This window comes from Cellulomonas persica, assembly GCF_007989825.1.
GTDB lineage: Bacteria > Actinomycetota > Actinomycetes > Actinomycetales > Cellulomonadaceae > Cellulomonas > Cellulomonas persica.
In genome coordinates, this window is sequence record NZ_BJUA01000007.1 from 184290 (window position 1) to 200069 (window position 15780).

Sequence of the window (15780 nt, forward strand, 5' to 3'; positions counted from 1 at the left end):
CCACGCCTGCGGCCTCGAGCCGCGGCGCGACGGAGACCGACGCGAGACGACACACGAAGCAGGAAGGAGCGATCGTGACCGACACGACTGCCGCCACGTGGCTGACGCAGGAGGCCTACGACCGCCTCACCGCCGAGCTCGAGGACCTCAAGGGCCCGCGGCGCGAGGAGATCACGCAGCGCATCGCCGCCGCGCGCGACGAGGGCGACCTCAAGGAGAACGGCGGGTACCACGCCGCGCGTGAGGAGCAGGGCAAGAACGAGGCCCGCATCCGTGAGCTCGAGGCCAAGCTCCGCAACGTGCAGATCGGCACGCCGCCCGACGACGGCGTCGTCGAGCCCGGCATGGTGGTGACCGCGCTCGTCGCGGGCGACGAGGAGGTCTTCCTCCTCGGTTCGCGCGAGATGGCCGGCACGACCGGGATCCAGGTGTTCTCCCCGACGTCCCCGCTCGGCGCCGCGATCAGCGGCACGTCCGTGGGTGACACGACGAGCTACCTGGCGCCCAACGGCCGCGAGATCGAGGTCAAGATCGTCGACGCCAAGCCCTTCCAGGGCTGACGGGCAGGACTCCCCCGCAGCCGACGCGCTGCACCAGGCCTCCCTCACGAAGGGCGCCCCGCACACCCGCGGCGGCGCCCTTCGTCATCCCGGCCGGGCGCGCTGCCAGACGCTCCCCGACGAGATCGGCAGTCTCGCTCGAGCTCGGCAGCCCGGATGCACGATCTCGCGCCGGAGTGCCGATCTCGCGGGAGGGCGGGGCGAGGTCAGTCCGTCAGGCGGTAGCCGGCGGTGCGCAGCGCGTGCATCACGGCGGCGCAGTGGTCGGGGCCCTTCGTCTCGACCTGGACCTCGATCGCGACCTCGTCGACCGCGAGCTCGACCTGCGTGCGCACGTGCGACACGTGCATGACGTTCGCCCCGGTGGCCGCGAGGTCGTGCAGCAGGTCCGCGAGCGCACCCGGGCGGTCGTCGATCCGCACGTGCAGCCACAGGAAGCGGCCCGCGGAGGCCAACCCGTGCCGCACGACGCGCAACAGCACCTGCGGGTCGATGTTGCCGCCGGACAGGATCGCGACGACGGGCCCGGTGAACTCGCCGGGAGCGGCCATGAGCGCCGCGACCGCCGCCGCGCCGGACGGCTCGACGAGGAGCTTGGCGCGCTCGGCGACGAGCAGCAGCGCGCGGGACAGGTCCTCCTCGGAGACCGTGCGGACCTCGGTGCCTGCGCGTGCGAGCACGTCGAACGGCACCTGGCCGGGCATGCCGACCGCGATGCCGTCGGCCATGGTGCGCAGCTCGGGTGCCGGCGTCGGCTGCCCGAGCGCGAGCGAGGCGGGGTACGCGGCGGCGTGCGCGGCCTGCACGCCCACCACGCGCACGTCGGGTCGCAGCTCGGCGAGCGTCGCGACGACGCCCGCGGCGAGCCCGCCGCCGCCGACGGGCACGATCACGGTCGCGACGTCCGGGACCTGCTCGACGATCTCGAGCGCGATGGTCCCCTGCCCGGCGACGACGTCCGGGTGGTCGAACGGGTGGATGAGGACCGCACCGGTGCGCTCGGCGTACGCGCGCGCGTGCACGAGCGCCTCGTCGACGCTGCTGCCGACGAGCTCGACGTGGGCCCCGTACTCGCGGGTCGCGGCGATCTTGGGCAGCGCCGCGTCGGTGGGCATGAAGACGACCGCGTCGAGGCCCAGCAGCCGCGCGGCGAGCGCGACGCCCTGCGCGTGGTTGCCCGCGCTCGCGGCGACCACGCCACGCGCGCGCTCGTCGTCGGACAGCCCCGCCATTCGCACGTACGCACCGCGGATCTTGAACGAGCCCGCGCGCTGCAGGTTCTCGCACTTGAGGTGCACGGGTACGCCCGCGATCTCCGAGACCGCCCGGCTGGACTCGACCGGGGTGCGTTCCGCGACGCCCTCGAGCAGGGCCGCGGCGCGGTGGACGTCGGCGAGCGTGATCACTTCTCGCGCCCCTCGCCGGGATCGGCGTCCGGCGTGCGCGCGTCGTCGAGGTCGGTCGCGGCACCCTCCTCGGGGCCGGTCGCGGGCTCGTCGCCCAGGTCGACCGAGCCCTCGTCGGCGGACGCCAGCTCGGCCTCGGCCATCTGCGCGATCGCGCGGTCGAGGACGGGGTGCGCACGGGGTCGGACCACCACGTGGTCGTCGTGGCCGAGCTGCGGGAACTTGTCGTGACCGTGCAGGTAGAGCACCACGGTGTTGAGCACCGCGACGAGCGGGACCGCGAACAGCGCCCCGAGGATGCCGGCCATGAACGAGCCGGCGGCCACCGCGAGCAGCACCGCGACCGGGTGCAACGACACCGCGTGCCCCATGAGGAACGGCTGCAGCACGTGCCCCTCGAGCTGCTGCACGGCCAGCACGATCGCGAGCATGATGAGCGCGACCACCGGACCGTGCGTGACGAGCGCGACGAGGACCGCCACGGAACCGGTGACGACCGCACCGACGATCGGGATGAACGACCCGAGGAACACCAGGATCGCCAGCGGCAGGGCGAGCGGAACCTGCAGGATCGCCGCTCCCACGCCGATGCCGACCGCGTCGACCGCGGCCACGAGGATCTGCGTGCGCGTGTAGGCCCCGAGCGTCACGAGCCCGCGCCGTCCCGCCTGGTGCACGTGCTCGCGGCTGCCGCGCGGCAGCAGCCCGACGACCCACGACCAGATGGTCCGCCCGTCGAGCAGGAAGAAGAACGTGCAGAACAGTGCGATCACCGCGCCCGCGAGCACGTGCCCGACGGTCACCGTCGCGTGCAGCGCCCCCGCGACGAGCGTGTCGCTGTTCGCCGAGGCGGTCTCGCGCGCCTGCTCGATCCAGCTCTCGAGGTTGTCCGTCGACAGCTGCAGCGGCCCCTCGGCGAGCCAGTCGAGCAGCTGGTCGACGCCCTGCTGCGCCTGGTCCCACAGCTCGGCGATGCCCAGCACGACCGACCGCCCCGCGAGCACGAGCAGCCCGAGCACGACGACGACGAGCGCGACCACCGCGATGCCCGACGCCGCCGCGCGGCCGACCCGCAGCCGCCGCTGCAGCCAGGACGCGAGCGGTGCGAGGAGCACCGCGAGCAGCAGCGCGACCGCGACCGGCACGACCACGAGCTTGAGGTAGGCGACCGCCGCGACGACGACCGTGACGCACGCCGCGATGACCAGCAGCCGCCACGACCACGCGGCCGCGCGCTGCACCGGCATGGGCACCGCATCGGTCGCGCTCGTCGACGGCGCCGACCGCGCGGGAGGAGATGCGGGAGATGCTGCGGAAGGACCGGCGGGGTGCGGAGCGCTCGTCACGTCCCCAGGCTACGTTCGCCGACGGCCCGCGCGGCCAGGAACACTCCCGGGACCCCCACGGTTGAGCCACCTGCGAGGGTGCGCCCGCGCCGCACACGGCGCGCGAGGCGCGCACCCCGGAAGGAGTCCAGATGAGCTGGCTGTTCGGTTCCGCGATCCGGTCGACGATGGTCGAGCCCGAGCGTGCGCTCGCCGGTCGCGACGACTACGCGTACGAGGTCCCCGCGACGCACGTGGTCCTCGGCACCCCGCTCGCCGGGCCCTGGCCGGAGGGCACCGCCACGATCGGGCTGGCGCTCGGCTGTTTCTGGGGCGCCGAGAAGGAGCTGTGGCAGATCCCGGGCGTCGTCACCACCGCCGCGGGCTACCAGGGCGGCTTCACGCCGTTCCCCACGTACGAGGAGGTGTGCACGGGCCTGACCGGGCACACCGAGACGGTCCTGGTCGCCTACGACCCGCAGGTCCTGTCGCACGACGAGCTGCTGCGCCACTTCTGGGAGGCGCACGACCCGACGCAGGGCTTCCGGCAGGGCAACGACGTCGGCACGCAGTACCGCTCGGCGATCTTCACGACGACGCCCGAGCAGGCGCAGGCCGCCGCGCGCACCCGCGAGGTCTTCGCGCCGCGCCTGGCGCGCGCCGGGTACGGCGACATCACCACGGAGATCCGTCCGGCCGACGAGGCGGGACGCTTCTACTACGCCGAGGGCTACCACCAGCAGTACCTGGTCAAGAACCCCAACGGCTACTGCCCGGTCCACTCGACGGGCGTCTCGTGCGCGTGAGCGTGTGACCAGCAGGTGGGCGGTGCCGTCTCCCCCGGGACACCGCCCACCCGCGGCGCGCGCGGGGTTCCCCCTGAACCCGCGCTGCGACGAGGGCCTTCCGTCGACCGTGCGGTGCACCACGCTGTGCGCCTGGTTGGACCTCCGGTCGGCCAGGCACGACGGTACGCATCCGGACGAACGGCGTGAACCCGGCGTCCACGTGGGGTCGGACTGCAGTCCAGATCGACCCGCCCGGCCGGTCGAGCGGCCCGAGCGCAGCGTCAGTCCGCGGTCGGCGCGGGGACCTGCTCGTCGGCCGTGTCCCCGGGCGTGTCCGTCGCGGGCGGCGACGACGCGACCGCGTCGCTGTGCCCGAGCGGCTTGCCGGGCGCGACGACGTCCCGCACGCGGCGCTTGAGCTCGGTGATCTCGGGGAACCCGCCGTCGCGGCTGCGGTCCCACAGGACGACCGGCGCGGGGGCGGCGTGCTCGTCGGTCGCGGAGGCCTGCGCCTCGACGACGAACACGCCGCCCGTCCCGGGACGCAGCGCGACCTCGTCCACCTCACGGTGGAAGGTCGTCAGCAGCTCCTGGGCGTACCAGGCCGCACGCAGCAGCCAGCGGCACTGCGTGCAGTAGGTGACGGTGACGCGACTCAGCGCGACGTCCCGACGATGTCGACGACGAACACGAGCGTGTCGCCGCCCTTGATGCCGGCCTGCGGCACGCCACGGTCGCCGTAGCCCAGGTGCGACGGGATCGACAGGAGCACGCGGCTGCCGACCTGCTGGCCGACGAGGCCCTCGTCCCAGCCCGCGATGACCGCGCCGACACCGATCGGGAAGGTGATCGACGAGCCGCGGTCGTAGGAGTTGTCGAACACGCCGCCCTGCCACGACTGGCCGAGGTAGTTCACCTCGATGTCGTCGCCGGCCTCGACCAGCTCGCCGGCGCCGCGGCTCAGGACGAGCACCTCGAGCTCGGCGGACGGGGTGGTGTCGGGGAAGGCGAGCGTGGGCTTCTCGCCGAACGAACCCGAGACCTCGGGCAGAGCTGCAGACATCGGAGAACTCCCTCGATTGACGGCGCGGCCACGGCGAACGCGCGCGGCCCATCGTGCCGCACCTCGCCCACACACGCCGCATCCGGCCGCGGGTGGGTCGCGCACCGGGGCCGACGCACCGCCCCGACGAGTGCCGACGCGCGTCGGCTGGCAGGGTGGGCGCGTGACCGAGCACGGCGTCGAGGCGTCCGCGGAGGTCGACCGGCCCGACGAGCCGGTCGGCCCGGCGGTGCTGCGCGTGCTCGCGGCGGCTCTCGTCTGCGGGTCCGCGGTGCTGCTGTTCGCGGTGCACGTGCGGCCCCTGGCGTACGTGCCGCTCGTCGTCGGCGTCGCGCTCGCGTTCGTGGTCGACCGCGTGCTGGGCCGGGACCTGCTCGTCGTCGCCGTCGGCATGTCGATCGTCTCGAGCATCCCGTTGGCCGCGGACCTGTCCGACGCCGGGATCGCGCGGTTCGCCGTGGCGCTGTCGCTCGCCGTCGTCGTCCCGTACGTGCTGTCCCACCGCGTGTTCGGCGACGACGTGATCCGCTTCCCGTGGCGGACCGGCAGGCCGTGGACCAGGTTCCAGTGGGGCTACCTCGTCGTCGTGGTGGCCGCGGGGTACCTGGTGCTGCCGTTCTACTTCCTGTCGTCCGGCGCGTACCAGAACTGGCCGACCGTGGTGGAGCCCGACGAGATCGCGCGCCTGTTCGTCGGCGTCAACGCCGTCGGGACGTGGGACGAGCTGTTCTTCATCTGCACGGTGTTCGCGCTGCTGAGACGGCACTTCCCCGTCGCGCTCGCCAACGTCCTGCAGGCCACCGTGTTCGTCTCGTTCCTGTGGGAGCTCGGGTACCGCTCGTGGGGTCCGCTGCTGACGCTGCCGTTCGCGCTCGTCCAGGGCTGGACGTTCAGCCGGACCAAGTCGCTCACGTACGTGCTCGTCGTGCACCTGCTGTTCGACGCGATCGTGTTCATGGTGCTCGTGCACGCGCACTCGCCCCACCTGTTCGACGTCTTCGTGACCGCCCCACGCTGAGAGGACCGGCATGACCCTGACGACCTGGGCCGGCAGCCACACGTTCCGCGGCGGGCCGCTCGAGCACCCGACGAGCGTCGAGGAGGTCGCGCGCGTCGTCGCAGCGGCGCGGCACGTGCGCGCGATCGGCTCCCGGCACTCCTTCCACGACCTCGCGGACGGTCCCGGCACGCTCGTCGCGCTGGACCGGCTGCAGGTGCCGCTGGCGATCCGGGACGACGAGGGCCCCGGCACGCTCGGGGCGACGGTCACGGTCGGCGCGGGCGTGCGCTACGGCGAGCTCGCGCGTGACCTGCACGCCGCGGGCTGGGCGCTGCACACCATGGCGTCGCTGCCGCACATCGCGGTGGCCGGGACGGTCGCGACCGCGACGCACGGGTCCGGCGACTCGGCGGTCAACCTCGCGGCCGCGGTCCGCGGGCTCGAGGTCGTCGGCGCGGGCGGCGAGGTGCGGCGGCTGGGACCGGACGACGACGAGCTCGCGGGGTCGGTCGTGGCCCTCGGCATGCTCGGCGTCGTGACGCGCGTGACGCTGGCGGTCGAGCCGACCTACGACGTGGCGCAGGAGGTGTGGCTCGACCTGCCGTGGGACATCGCGCTCGACCGGTTCGACGAGCTCATGGGCTCGGCGTACTCGGTCAGCCTGTTCACCGACTGGCGCGGCGACGCCGTGGGCCAGGTGTGGCGCAAGCACCGCGTGCTCGACGCCGCCACGTGGTCGCTTCCGGATGCGGATACCGAGCTCGCCGGCGCACGGCCCGCCCCCGGCCCGGTGCACCCCGTCCCGGGCGTCGACCCCGCCGCGTGCACGCAGCAGGGCGGCGTCCCCGGGCCGTGGCACGAGCGCCTGCCGCACTTCCGGCTCGAGTTCACGCCGTCGGCCGGGGCCGAGCTGCAGACCGAGTACCTCGTGCCGCGCGCCCGCGCGGTCGAGGCGATCACCGCGGTGCGGGGCCTGCGCGAGCAGGTCGCGGCGCTGCTGCAGATCTCGGAGATCCGCACCGTGGCGGGCGACGACCTGTGGCTGTCGACCGCGCACGGCGGGCCGCACGTCGCGCTGCACTTCACGTGGAAGCCGTGGCGCGCCGAGGTCGAGGCGGTGCTGCCCGTGCTCGAGGACGCGCTCGCACCGTTCCAGGCGCGCCCGCACTGGGGCAAGCTCTTCGCCGACCGCGACCACCGGCTCGCCGAGCTGTACCCACGCTGGGACGACGCGCGCGCGCTCGTCGCCCGCCGCGACCCGGGCGGCGTGTTCGCCAACGACTTCGTGCGCCGGTACGGGCTGCGGGACTAGTCCCAGGTCGTCGTGCGCGCGACGAGGTCCGTGGTGCCCGTGCGGCCCAGCGGCGACCACGTGCGCACCACCGTGCCGGGGTGCAGGCGCGGGTCCGACGCGTAGAGCGCCGCGAGCGCCGCCTCCGCCGCCGTGTCGCCCGCGTCCGCGCGCACGAGCAGGTCCGCGACCTCGTCGGCCAGGGCGTCCGCCTCGTCGGGCGAGCCCACGGGGTCCTCGGGCGCGCCGTCCGCGCCGTCGCCCCACACGTCCCACAGCAGCAGCTCGTCGCCGCGGCGGTGCGCCGCCTCGAGCCGCACGTACGCCCGCACCATGTCCGGACCGCCGATGTCGACGCTCGGGTGCACGCCGAAGCGCGAGAGGTCGAGGCCGTCGCGACGGTACGCGAGCCACGCCTGGGCGGCCGTCACGAACGGTGCGCCGACGCCCGTGCGGATGTCCCGGACGTCGAACGGCGGACCGGCGAACGGAGCTGCGCCGAACGCCGCCGGCATCTCGGCGTCCCACAGCACCCAGCGCCGCCCGTCCCACTGCTCGACGACCACGTGGTCCGCGTGGAAGTCCGGGATGAGGTACGCCGAGAAGCCGACCCGCGACCGGGCGGGCACGCCGTGCTCGCGCAGGACCGCCACCGCCAGGAGCGTGTGGTCGCGGCAGCAGCCCCCGCCGCGCAGGTGGTCGGGCCGACCCGCGAGCTGTGGCGAGCGCGCCAGCCCGGCGTCGAGGATCCGCTCGCACCAGCGCAGGTCGACCTCGGACACGCGCTCGTCGTCGAGCACCGCCGCCTCGGCGCGGTAGTGCGCGACCAGGCCCGTGACCGCACCGTGGACGGCCTCCGGCTCGGGCGAGACCGCCGCGAGCACGTCCGCGTGCCGGCCCGGGTCCGAGAACGGGGAGTGCCCGACCCAGTCGCCGGGCTCGACTCCGCGCGACCTCGTCGTGCGTCCGTCCATGCGCGCCCCCTCGGGTACGGACCGTCAGGCCACGCGGCTCCTCAGCCAGCGCAGCTGCCGGTCGAGCTGGTAACCCTGCCCGCCCTCGTGCTTGTTGAACGGGTAGACCGCGATGTCCGTCTCGGGGCGCTGCCCCGCGAGGCCCGCGTAGTGGTTGTACGCCGCGAACACGGTGGACGGCGGGCAGATGTCGTCGCGCAGCGCGACGCTGAACAACGCCGGCGCGGTCGCGCGCCGCGCCAGGTGGACCGCGTCGAAGTACGCGAGCGTGCCGAACACCTGGGCCTCGGCGGTGCGGTGCACGGCCAGGTACTGCACGAGCTCGCCGTACGGGAAGCCGTCGGTGATGTCGACCGCGCGGCGGATGTGGCACAGGAACGGCACGTCCGGCATGACGCCGACGAGGCCGTCCGACAGCCCGGCGGCCGCGAGCGTGAGCGCCCCGCCCTGGCTGCCGCCGGTGACAGCGACGCGCTGCGCGTCGACGCCCGGCAGCGCGCGTACCGCGTCGACCGCGCGCACCGCGTCCGTCATGAGCCGGCGGTAGTAGTAGCGGTGCGGGTCCTCGATGCCGCGCGTCATGACGCCGGGGGCCGCGGGGCCCGAGCCGCCCTCGTCAGGCGTGTGCGCGCCGTTCCCCCACGTCGAGCCCTGTCCGCGCGAGTCCATGACCACGTGGACGAACCCGGCCGACGCCCACGCGAGCCGCTCGTGCGCGAACCCGCGGCCGCCCCCGTAGCCGATGTACTCGACGACCGCGGGCAGGTCCTGGCCCTGCGAGCCCGCGGGCCGCGTGACCCAGGCCTTGACCGGGTGCCCGTCGAAGCCCGCGAACGTCAGGTCGGTCGTGTCGATCAGGCGCAGTCCCGTGTCGTGCGGCCGCGCGTCGACGACGACGTCGTGGCGGCGTGCCTCGGCCAGCGTGCGGGACCAGAAGTCGTCGAGGTCCGCAGGCTCGTCGAGGTCAGGCAGGTAGCGCTCGAGCTCAGGAAGGGGGAGGTCGTAAAGAGCCACCCGCCGACCTTAGCGAGGTCGGCGGGTGGCTCTGTGTCGTTCGTGCGGCGCGCCGGGGCCGTGTCCCCGGCGCCGCGGTCAGTTCCGGAAGATCGCGAGGATGCGCAGGATCTCCAGGTACAGCCAGACCAGCGTGACGATGAGGCCGAACGCGGCCGACCAGGCCATCTTGCGCGGCGCTCCTGCGTCGACGCCCTTCTTGATCGCGTCGAAGTCGACGATGAAGCTCGCGGCGGCCAGACCCACGGCGAAGAGTCCGACGAGGATGCCCAGGCCGCCGCTGCGCAGCGGTCCGAACTCGCCGCCGCCCACGCCGACCAGCATGAGGACCACGTTGAGCAGCGAGAACACCAGGTAGCCCACCATCGCGAGGATGAGCCAACGCGTGAACTTCGGGGTGACGCGCACCTTGCCGGACTTGAACACGAACAGCGCGGCAGCGGCCACGGCGAGCGTCCCGAGCACCGCCTGGCCCACGATCCCGGGGTACCGGGCCTCGTAGAACGCCGAGATGCCACCCAGGAACACGCCCTGAGCGACGGTGTACAGCGTGATGAGCACCGGGCTGGGCTCACGCTTGAACGCGTTGACCAGGCCGAGGACCAGGCCGACGAGCGCGCCGGCGATCCACAGGCCGGGGGCCAGGGCCCACGTCGCCGCGCCCGTCACGACGAGCAGCGCGAGCAGCCCGCCGGTCTTCATGATCACGTCGTCGTAGGTCAGGCGACCCGTCTCGCGGGTCGTCGCCGCGGGGGCGCCGTACATCTGGTCGAGCGTCGCCGCGTCGATCGTCGAGTGGGTCGCGGTCGACTCGGCGTAGACCGTCCCGCCGGGCTGCGGGCGGCCGGACTGCGACTTGGGGTCGCCGAACACCGGGCTGTTGCTGAAGACGGGGTTGGCCACGTCGTCCTCCTGATCGGCCTGCGCCACGTCGGCGCCGGTCTGTGGTCCTCCAACGTACAAGGGACCGGGCCGGTTCCCGCCACTGCTGACCTGCGTCTGTGGACGGATCGGGACCCGAGCGGCGGTCGACAAGTCCACCCTGGGTCGGATGCCCGGCTGTGGGGCCCTGCCTCTAAGGTCGAGACGACCCGTCACCGAACCGGAAGATCCTCCGCGATGATCGAGGCAACGAACCTCACCAAGCGATACGGCGCGAAGCTCGCCGTCGACCAGATCTCGTTCCGGGTCGAGCCCGGGACCGTCACCGGCTTCCTCGGCCCGAACGGCGCCGGCAAGTCCACGACCATGCGCATGATCGTCGGCCTCGACCGCCCGACCGCGGGGCACGTCACCGTCAACGGCAAGCCCTACGCCGAGCACCACTCGCCGCTCACGCAGGTCGGTGCGCTGCTGGAGGCCAAGGCCGTCCACACGGGCCGCAGCGCCCGCAACCACCTGCGCGCGCTGGCCGCGACCCACGGCATCGGCGAGAAGCGGGTCAACGAGGTCATCGAGATGACCGGCCTGGAGTCCGTCGCCAAGCGTCGCGTCGGCGGGTTCTCGCTCGGCATGGGTCAGCGCCTCGGCATCGCCGCCGCGCTCCTGGGCGACCCGCGCACCCTCATCCTCGACGAGCCGGTCAACGGGCTCGACCCCGAGGGCGTCCTGTGGGTCCGCAACCTCGTGAAGTACCTCGCGAGCCAGGGCCGCACGGTGTTCCTGTCCTCGCACCTCATGAGCGAGATGGCCGTCACCGCGGACCACCTCATCGTGATCGGGCGCGGCAAGATCGTCGCCGCCGGCCCGGTGAAGGACATCGTCGCGCAGGGCACCCGCACGTCCGTCCGCGTCGTCAGCCCGCAGGCCGCGCAGCTCGCCGAGCTGCTGGTGGGGCCCGAGGTGAGCGTCACGTCCGACGAGCGCGGCTCGCTCGTCGTGCACGGCACGACCGCGCCCGCGATCGGTGAGGCCGCCGCGGCGGCCGGCGTGGTGCTGCACGAGCTCACGCCCGTGCAGGGCTCGCTCGAGGAGGCGTTCATGTCCCTCACGCAGGACACCGTCGAGTACCACTCCACGATGGGCCACGACGTCGCGCCCGTCGCCGCGACCGGTCAGGAGGCCACGCGATGACCGCCACGACCCTCGACGCACCCGCACCCGCCGGCGACGTGCGCGTCACGTTCCCGCGCCTGCTCCGCTCGGAGTGGATCAAGCTCTGGTCGCTGCGCTCGACCGCGTGGACCCTCGCGATCACGGCGGTCGTCATCGTCGGGTTCGTCCTGCTGATCACGTGGGGCATGCTCGACGCGAACGAGATGAGCGGGAACTCCGAGGACGTCAACGCGCTCGACGCCTTCGGCGCCGTCCCGTACCTCGGGCCGACCGCGGTGGCCGTGCTCGGCGCCCTGACGATCACCGGCGAGTACACGACCGGGATGATCCGCTCGAGCTTCGCCGCGGCGCCGCGTCGCCTGCCCGTCCTGTGGTCCAAGGCCCTCGTGCTCGCGGTGGTCGTGTTCGTCACCACGGCGCTCGCGGTCGCCGTCGCGGCGTCGCTCCAGGCCCTCATGTTCGGCAGCCGCGGGGCGTCCGTAGACCTCGGTGACCCGCAGGTCGTGCGCGCGCTCATCGGCAACGCGCTCTACGTGACGGGGATCGCGGTGCTCGCGTTCGGCCTCGGCGTGCTCATGCGGCACTCGGCGGCCGCGATCACCACGACGCTCGGCATCCTGCTGGTGCTGCCGATCCTGTTCAGCCTCATCCCGTGGGAGCCGCTGCAGGACCTCACGCCGTTCCTGCCGAACGTCGCCGGCTCCCAGATCACGCTGACGGACGCCATGATCGAGCAGCAGGCCGGCTTCACCGGGTCCGTCGTGCTCTCGGCGTGGCAGGGCTTCGGCGTCCTGCTCGCCTACCTCGTCGTCGTGCTCGCCGCCGGAGCGTGGCTCACGAAGCGCCGCGACGCCTGACGCACACGACGAAGGCCGCGACCCGCCGAGGGTCGCGGCCTTCGTCGTACCGGGCTCAGACGAGCTCGAGCGCCTCCCCACACCGGCCGCTGTGGGCGACCTAGGCTGGGCGTGGCGGTCGCCCCTCCCCGCCGGCCGCCACGAAGGAGCTCCCATGGATCCCGCGATCGCCGACGTCGAGCGCCAGGTCGCCCTGCTGCTGCGCCTCGCCGACCGCAACCGTCGTCGCAGCCGCCGCCTCGAGGGCACGTTGGAGCGCTCGGCCTACCTCGCGCTCGGCCGGCTCATCGACCAGGGACCCGCCGGCATCAACGAGATCGCCGACCACCTGCGGCTCGACGCCTCGACCGTCACGCGCCAGGTGCTGCAGATGGAGGCTGCGGGCTACGTGAGCCGCGGCCGGGACGAGGCCGACGGGCGTCGTTCCGTCATCGCGGCGACCACGACCGGCATCGCGGCCTGGGAGGCGACGCGACGCGCGCGTGCGGACGTCTACGCCGAGGTCCTGTCCGCGTGGGAGCCCGACGACCTGCAGGTCCTCGCCCGCTCCCTCACCCGGCTCAACGCGTCGCTCGACGCCTCGCTCGACGCGTCGGCGCGCCCGGCACCCCTGCAGGCCGCGGGCGCCGAGTCGTCCCGCTGACGCCCACCCGCGGGCCGACGCGCAGCCCGCGCGGTTAGGCTCGCGCCTCGTGACCCTCCCTTCCTCGGCGACGCCCACGCCCCGTGGTCGGCCCGCGCCGGTCCTCACGCACGTGCTGCGCGCCGAGCGCCTGACCCCCGGCCTGGTCCGCGTGGTGCTCGGCGGACCTGGCCTGATGCCGTTCGTGCCCGACGAGCGGGCCGACTCCTACGTCAAGCTCATGTTCCTGCCCGCCGGGCCGCGCCCGCTGAGCGCGGACGGCCGCGTCGACATCGAGGCGGTGAAGGCCGCACTGCCTGACGGCGTCGCGCCGCGCCTGCGCGCCTACACCGTGCGTCGCTTCGACCGCGCGGCGCTCGAGCTCACGCTCGACGTCGTCGTGCACGGCACCGAGGGTCTCGCCGGGCCGTGGGCGGCACGCGTGCGCGGCGGCGAGGAGGCGCTCGTCGTCGGCCCGGGCGGCGGCTGGTCCCCCGCACCCGACGTCGACCACCACCTGCTCGTCGGCGACGCGAGCGCCCTGCCCGCGATCGCGGTCGCGCTCGAACGCCTCCCCGCCGACGCGCGCGGCTGGGCGCTCGTCGAGGTTCAGGGGCCCGAGCACGAGCTGCCACTGACCGCGCCCCCGGGTCTGGAGGTCCGATGGGTGCACGCGTCGCCCGCCGCGCCCGGGCGCAGGCTCGTCGCGGCCACCCTGGACCTGCCCTGGCCCGCCGGGCGGGTCGGGGCGTTCGTGCACGGCGAGGCCGGTGCCGTGCGCGACGTCCGCCGGTACCTGCGCCTCGAGCGCGGCCTGCCGCGCACCGACCTGTCCGCGTCCGGCTACTGGCGCGTGGGCGTGGACGACGAGGGCTGGCGCAGCACCAAGCGCGAGTGGACCACCGCGATCGAGCAGCAGGAGCAGGCGGCAGGCCTCCCCTGACCCCCCTTGCCCCCACCCACCTGGGCCCTCCCCACTGCCGAGCGCGGGAGATCCGCCGCGAGCGCTGCTCCCCGACGACCGCGTTCGCGCCCGAGCACGCGCGCTCGCGCCCGGACGACCGCGCTCGTGAGGGGTGCGCCGGGCTGGTGGGAGGATGCTCGCGCGCGCCCGTAGCCCAATCGGCAGAGGCATCCGGCTTAAACCCGGCGCAGTGCGGGTTCGAGTCCCGCCGGGCGCACCAGCTCCGCCCCGACCCCCGAGCGCGTCGCGCGGGACGAGGCCCGGAGACGACGAGAGCCCCGGCCGACTCGACCGGGGCTCTCGTGCAGGAGATCAGCTCGCGCTCTTGGCCTTCGTGCTGGAGGAGGCACCCTTCGCAGCGGGCTCCTTCACGGCGGCGTCCTTGGCCTCGTCGGCCTCGACGACGCGCGGCTTGGGCGGCACGGACGCGGCACGGAACTCGGCGCGCGGGTCGTGCAGCGCGCCGAGCGGCACGACCTCACGACGCAGCAGCAGCGACCCGGTCCAGCCGGCCATGATGCGCAGCTTGCGGTTCACGGTCGGCATGGCGAACACGTGGTACGTGCGGTGCAGCACCCAGGCCAGGAAGCCGCGCACCTTGATCCGGCCGAACATCTGCGCGACGCCCTTGTACATGCCGAGCGAGGCGACGGCGCCGATGTTCTTGTGCGAGTACGGCGTGACCTCGGCGGAGCGCAGGACGCGCGCGAGGTTGTCGCCCAGGTGGTTGCCCTGGCGCAGCGCGTGCTGGGCGTTGGGCGGGCAGAAGCCGCCCGGGTTGTACAGGTCCGGGACGGCCGCGCAGTCGCCGGCGGCGTACGCGTCGGCCACGACGTCCCCCTCGGCGTCGACGACCTGCAGCGAGGTGTTGCAGGTGACCCGGCCCATCTTGTCGAGGGGCAGGTCCGACTGCTGGAGCACCGGGTTCGCCTTGACCCCGGCGGTCCACACGACGGTGTCGGCGTCGAACTCGAGGTTGTTCGACAGCACGATGTGCCCGTCGACGCACGAGTTGAGGAACGTCGAGAGGTGGATCTCGATCTTGCGCTTGCGCAGCTGCTCGAGCGTGTAGCCGCCGAGCTCCTCGCTGACCTCGGGGAGGATCCGCGGGCTGCCCTCGACGAGCACGAACCGCAGCTCGTCCTGCTCGATCTGGTTGTAGTGGTTGACCGTGTACCGCGCGATGTCCTCGAGCTCACCGAGCGCCTCGACACCGGCGAACCCGCCGCCGACGAACACGAACGTCAGCATGCGGCGCCGCAGCTCGGGGTCCCACGTCGAGGCCGCGACCTCGATGCGGTTGAGGATGTGGTTGCGGACCGCGATGGCTTCCTCGACGTTCTTGAAGCCGATCGCCTGCTCCGCGAGGCCCGGGATGGGCAGCGTGCGCGCGACGGAGCCGAGGCCGACGATCAGGTGGTCGTACGTCACCCAGTAGGGCGCACCCTCCTCGGGCGTGATCTCGACCGTGCGCTCGGCGTGGTGGATCTGCGTGACCTTGCCCTGCAGCACGTCGACGCCCTTGAGCGCGCGGCGGTGCGGGGCGACGACGTTGCGCGGGTCGATCGACCCGGCGGCCGCCTCGGGGAGGAACGGCGCGTACGTCATGTAGGGGCGGGGGTCGACGACGACGATCGCGGCCTCGCGACGCCCGAGGCGCTTGCGCAGCCGGCGGGCCGAGTACAGGCCGACCGTGCCACCACCGAGGATGAGGACGCGAGGGACCTTGCGCGGCTTGGCGGGGCGGCGCGGGACCGCCGACTCGTCGACCGGTGTCGAGGCAGACTGAGGCATATCTCCACGGTATCGGCGGCGGACGAACGCGACACCTCGCGGGCCGGTGAGAATGCGCACACGGGAC

At 73.7% G+C, this 15780-nt stretch carries 16 protein-coding genes and 1 tRNA gene; 9 read left to right on the forward strand and 8 right to left on the reverse strand.

What is annotated here, in order from left to right; genetic code table 11:
- The first annotated feature begins 74 nt into the window (after positions 1–74).
- Positions 75–560 (forward strand): transcription elongation factor GreA, encoded by a 486-nt coding sequence (greA, locus tag CPE01_RS08950; RefSeq protein WP_146806297.1) that lies wholly within the window; start codon positions 75–77, stop codon positions 558–560.
- 206 nt (positions 561–766) lie between these two features.
- Here the strand turns inward: greA and ilvA are convergent, their stop codons facing one another.
- Positions 767–1966 (reverse strand): threonine ammonia-lyase, encoded by a 1200-nt coding sequence (ilvA, locus tag CPE01_RS08955; protein WP_146806298.1) that lies wholly within the window; start codon positions 1964–1966, stop codon positions 767–769.
- Entirely contained in the window at positions 1963–3213 is a 1251-nt protein-coding gene (locus tag CPE01_RS08960; protein ID WP_146806299.1) for an AI-2E family transporter, read from the reverse strand. The genes ilvA and CPE01_RS08960 overlap by 4 nt, the downstream gene beginning before the upstream one ends.
- Positions 3214–3443: 230 nt before the next feature.
- On the opposite strand from CPE01_RS08960, the gene msrA reads away from it, so the two are divergent.
- Positions 3444–4097 carry a peptide-methionine (S)-S-oxide reductase MsrA gene (msrA, locus tag CPE01_RS08965; RefSeq protein WP_146806300.1) on the forward strand — a complete coding sequence of 218 codons (654 nt, stop codon included), beginning with the start codon at positions 3444–3446 and terminating at the stop codon, positions 4095–4097.
- Between the two features lie 263 nt (positions 4098–4360).
- On the opposite strand, the gene CPE01_RS16745 is transcribed toward msrA, so the two are convergent.
- Positions 4361–4738 carry an Rdx family protein gene (locus CPE01_RS16745; RefSeq protein WP_246783843.1) on the reverse strand — a complete coding sequence of 126 codons (378 nt, stop codon included), beginning with the start codon at positions 4736–4738 and terminating at the stop codon, positions 4361–4363.
- Entirely contained in the window at positions 4735–5142 is a 408-nt protein-coding gene (locus tag CPE01_RS16750; protein WP_246783830.1) for an FKBP-type peptidyl-prolyl cis-trans isomerase, read from the reverse strand. The genes CPE01_RS16745 and CPE01_RS16750 overlap by 4 nt, the downstream gene beginning before the upstream one ends.
- A gap of 163 nt (positions 5143–5305) precedes the next feature.
- On the opposite strand from CPE01_RS16750, the gene CPE01_RS08975 reads away from it, so the two are divergent.
- Both CPE01_RS08975 and CPE01_RS08980 read left to right on the forward strand, forming a co-directional pair.
- Complete coding sequence (locus CPE01_RS08975) at positions 5306–6160, forward strand: CPBP family intramembrane glutamic endopeptidase (protein ID WP_146806301.1); 855 nt, start codon at positions 5306–5308, stop codon at positions 6158–6160.
- 10 nt (positions 6161–6170) lie between these two features.
- Positions 6171–7454 carry a D-arabinono-1,4-lactone oxidase gene (locus CPE01_RS08980; protein WP_146806302.1) on the forward strand — a complete coding sequence of 428 codons (1284 nt, stop codon included), beginning with the start codon at positions 6171–6173 and terminating at the stop codon, positions 7452–7454.
- Here CPE01_RS08980 and CPE01_RS08985 read toward each other — a convergent pair.
- The 3 genes from CPE01_RS08985 to CPE01_RS08995 form a co-directional block, all read right to left on the reverse strand.
- Positions 7451–8407: a transglutaminase-like domain-containing protein gene (locus CPE01_RS08985; protein ID WP_146806303.1), complete on the reverse strand. Its 957-nt coding sequence runs from the start codon at positions 8405–8407 to the stop codon at positions 7451–7453. The genes CPE01_RS08980 and CPE01_RS08985 overlap by 4 nt on opposite strands.
- Before the next feature lie 24 nt (positions 8408–8431).
- Complete coding sequence (locus CPE01_RS08990; RefSeq protein WP_146806304.1) at positions 8432–9421, reverse strand: acetylxylan esterase; 990 nt, start codon at positions 9419–9421, stop codon at positions 8432–8434.
- A gap of 78 nt (positions 9422–9499) precedes the next feature.
- Entirely contained in the window at positions 9500–10324 is an 825-nt protein-coding gene (locus CPE01_RS08995; RefSeq protein WP_146806305.1) for a Bax inhibitor-1/YccA family protein, read from the reverse strand.
- A gap of 216 nt (positions 10325–10540) precedes the next feature.
- Here CPE01_RS08995 and CPE01_RS09000 point away from each other — a divergent pair, with 216 nt between their 5' ends.
- The 5 genes from CPE01_RS09000 to CPE01_RS09020 all read left to right on the forward strand — a co-directional run bounded on the left by CPE01_RS09000 (position 10541) and on the right by CPE01_RS09020 (position 14139).
- Positions 10541–11494, forward strand: coding sequence for an ABC transporter ATP-binding protein (locus CPE01_RS09000; RefSeq protein WP_146806306.1), 954 nt, complete (start codon positions 10541–10543; stop codon positions 11492–11494).
- Positions 11491–12333, forward strand: coding sequence for an ABC transporter permease (locus CPE01_RS09005; RefSeq protein ID WP_146806307.1), 843 nt, complete (start codon positions 11491–11493; stop codon positions 12331–12333). The genes CPE01_RS09000 and CPE01_RS09005 overlap by 4 nt, the downstream gene beginning before the upstream one ends.
- 154 nt (positions 12334–12487) lie before the next feature.
- Positions 12488–12976 (forward strand): MarR family winged helix-turn-helix transcriptional regulator, encoded by a 489-nt coding sequence (locus CPE01_RS09010; RefSeq protein ID WP_146806308.1) that lies wholly within the window; start codon positions 12488–12490, stop codon positions 12974–12976.
- 49 nt (positions 12977–13025) lie between these two features.
- On the forward strand, positions 13026–13898 hold the full coding sequence (locus CPE01_RS09015; protein ID WP_146806309.1) for a siderophore-interacting protein: 873 nt from the start codon (positions 13026–13028) through the stop codon (positions 13896–13898).
- Between the two features lie 164 nt (positions 13899–14062).
- Positions 14063–14139: transfer RNA gene (locus CPE01_RS09020), tRNA-Leu, on the forward strand.
- A gap of 92 nt (positions 14140–14231) precedes the next feature.
- Here CPE01_RS09020 and CPE01_RS09025 read toward each other — a convergent pair.
- Positions 14232–15713: an NAD(P)/FAD-dependent oxidoreductase gene (locus CPE01_RS09025; protein WP_146806310.1), complete on the reverse strand. Its 1482-nt coding sequence runs from the start codon at positions 15711–15713 to the stop codon at positions 14232–14234.
- Positions 15714–15780: the final 67 nt, after the last annotated feature.

Coding starts and splice junctions, on each gene's coding strand:
- CPE01_RS08960 (WP_146806299.1), bottom strand. CDS start 3,213: ATGCCGGTGCAGCGCGCGGCCGCGTGGTCGTGGCGGCTGCTGGTCATC.
- msrA (WP_146806300.1), top strand. CDS start 3,444: ATGAGCTGGCTGTTCGGTTCCGCGATCCGGTCGACGATGGTCGAGCCC.
- CPE01_RS16750 (WP_246783830.1), bottom strand. CDS start 5,142: ATGTCTGCAGCTCTGCCCGAGGTCTCGGGTTCGTTCGGCGAGAAGCCC.
- CPE01_RS08980 (WP_146806302.1), top strand. CDS start 6,171: ATGACCCTGACGACCTGGGCCGGCAGCCACACGTTCCGCGGCGGGCCG.
- CPE01_RS08985 (WP_146806303.1), bottom strand. CDS start 8,407: ATGGACGGACGCACGACGAGGTCGCGCGGAGTCGAGCCCGGCGACTGG.
- CPE01_RS09000 (WP_146806306.1), top strand. CDS start 10,541: ATGATCGAGGCAACGAACCTCACCAAGCGATACGGCGCGAAGCTCGCC.
- CPE01_RS09005 (WP_146806307.1), top strand. CDS start 11,491: ATGACCGCCACGACCCTCGACGCACCCGCACCCGCCGGCGACGTGCGC.
- CPE01_RS09010 (WP_146806308.1), top strand. CDS start 12,488: ATGGATCCCGCGATCGCCGACGTCGAGCGCCAGGTCGCCCTGCTGCTG.
- CPE01_RS09025 (WP_146806310.1), bottom strand. CDS start 15,713: ATGCCTCAGTCTGCCTCGACACCGGTCGACGAGTCGGCGGTCCCGCGC.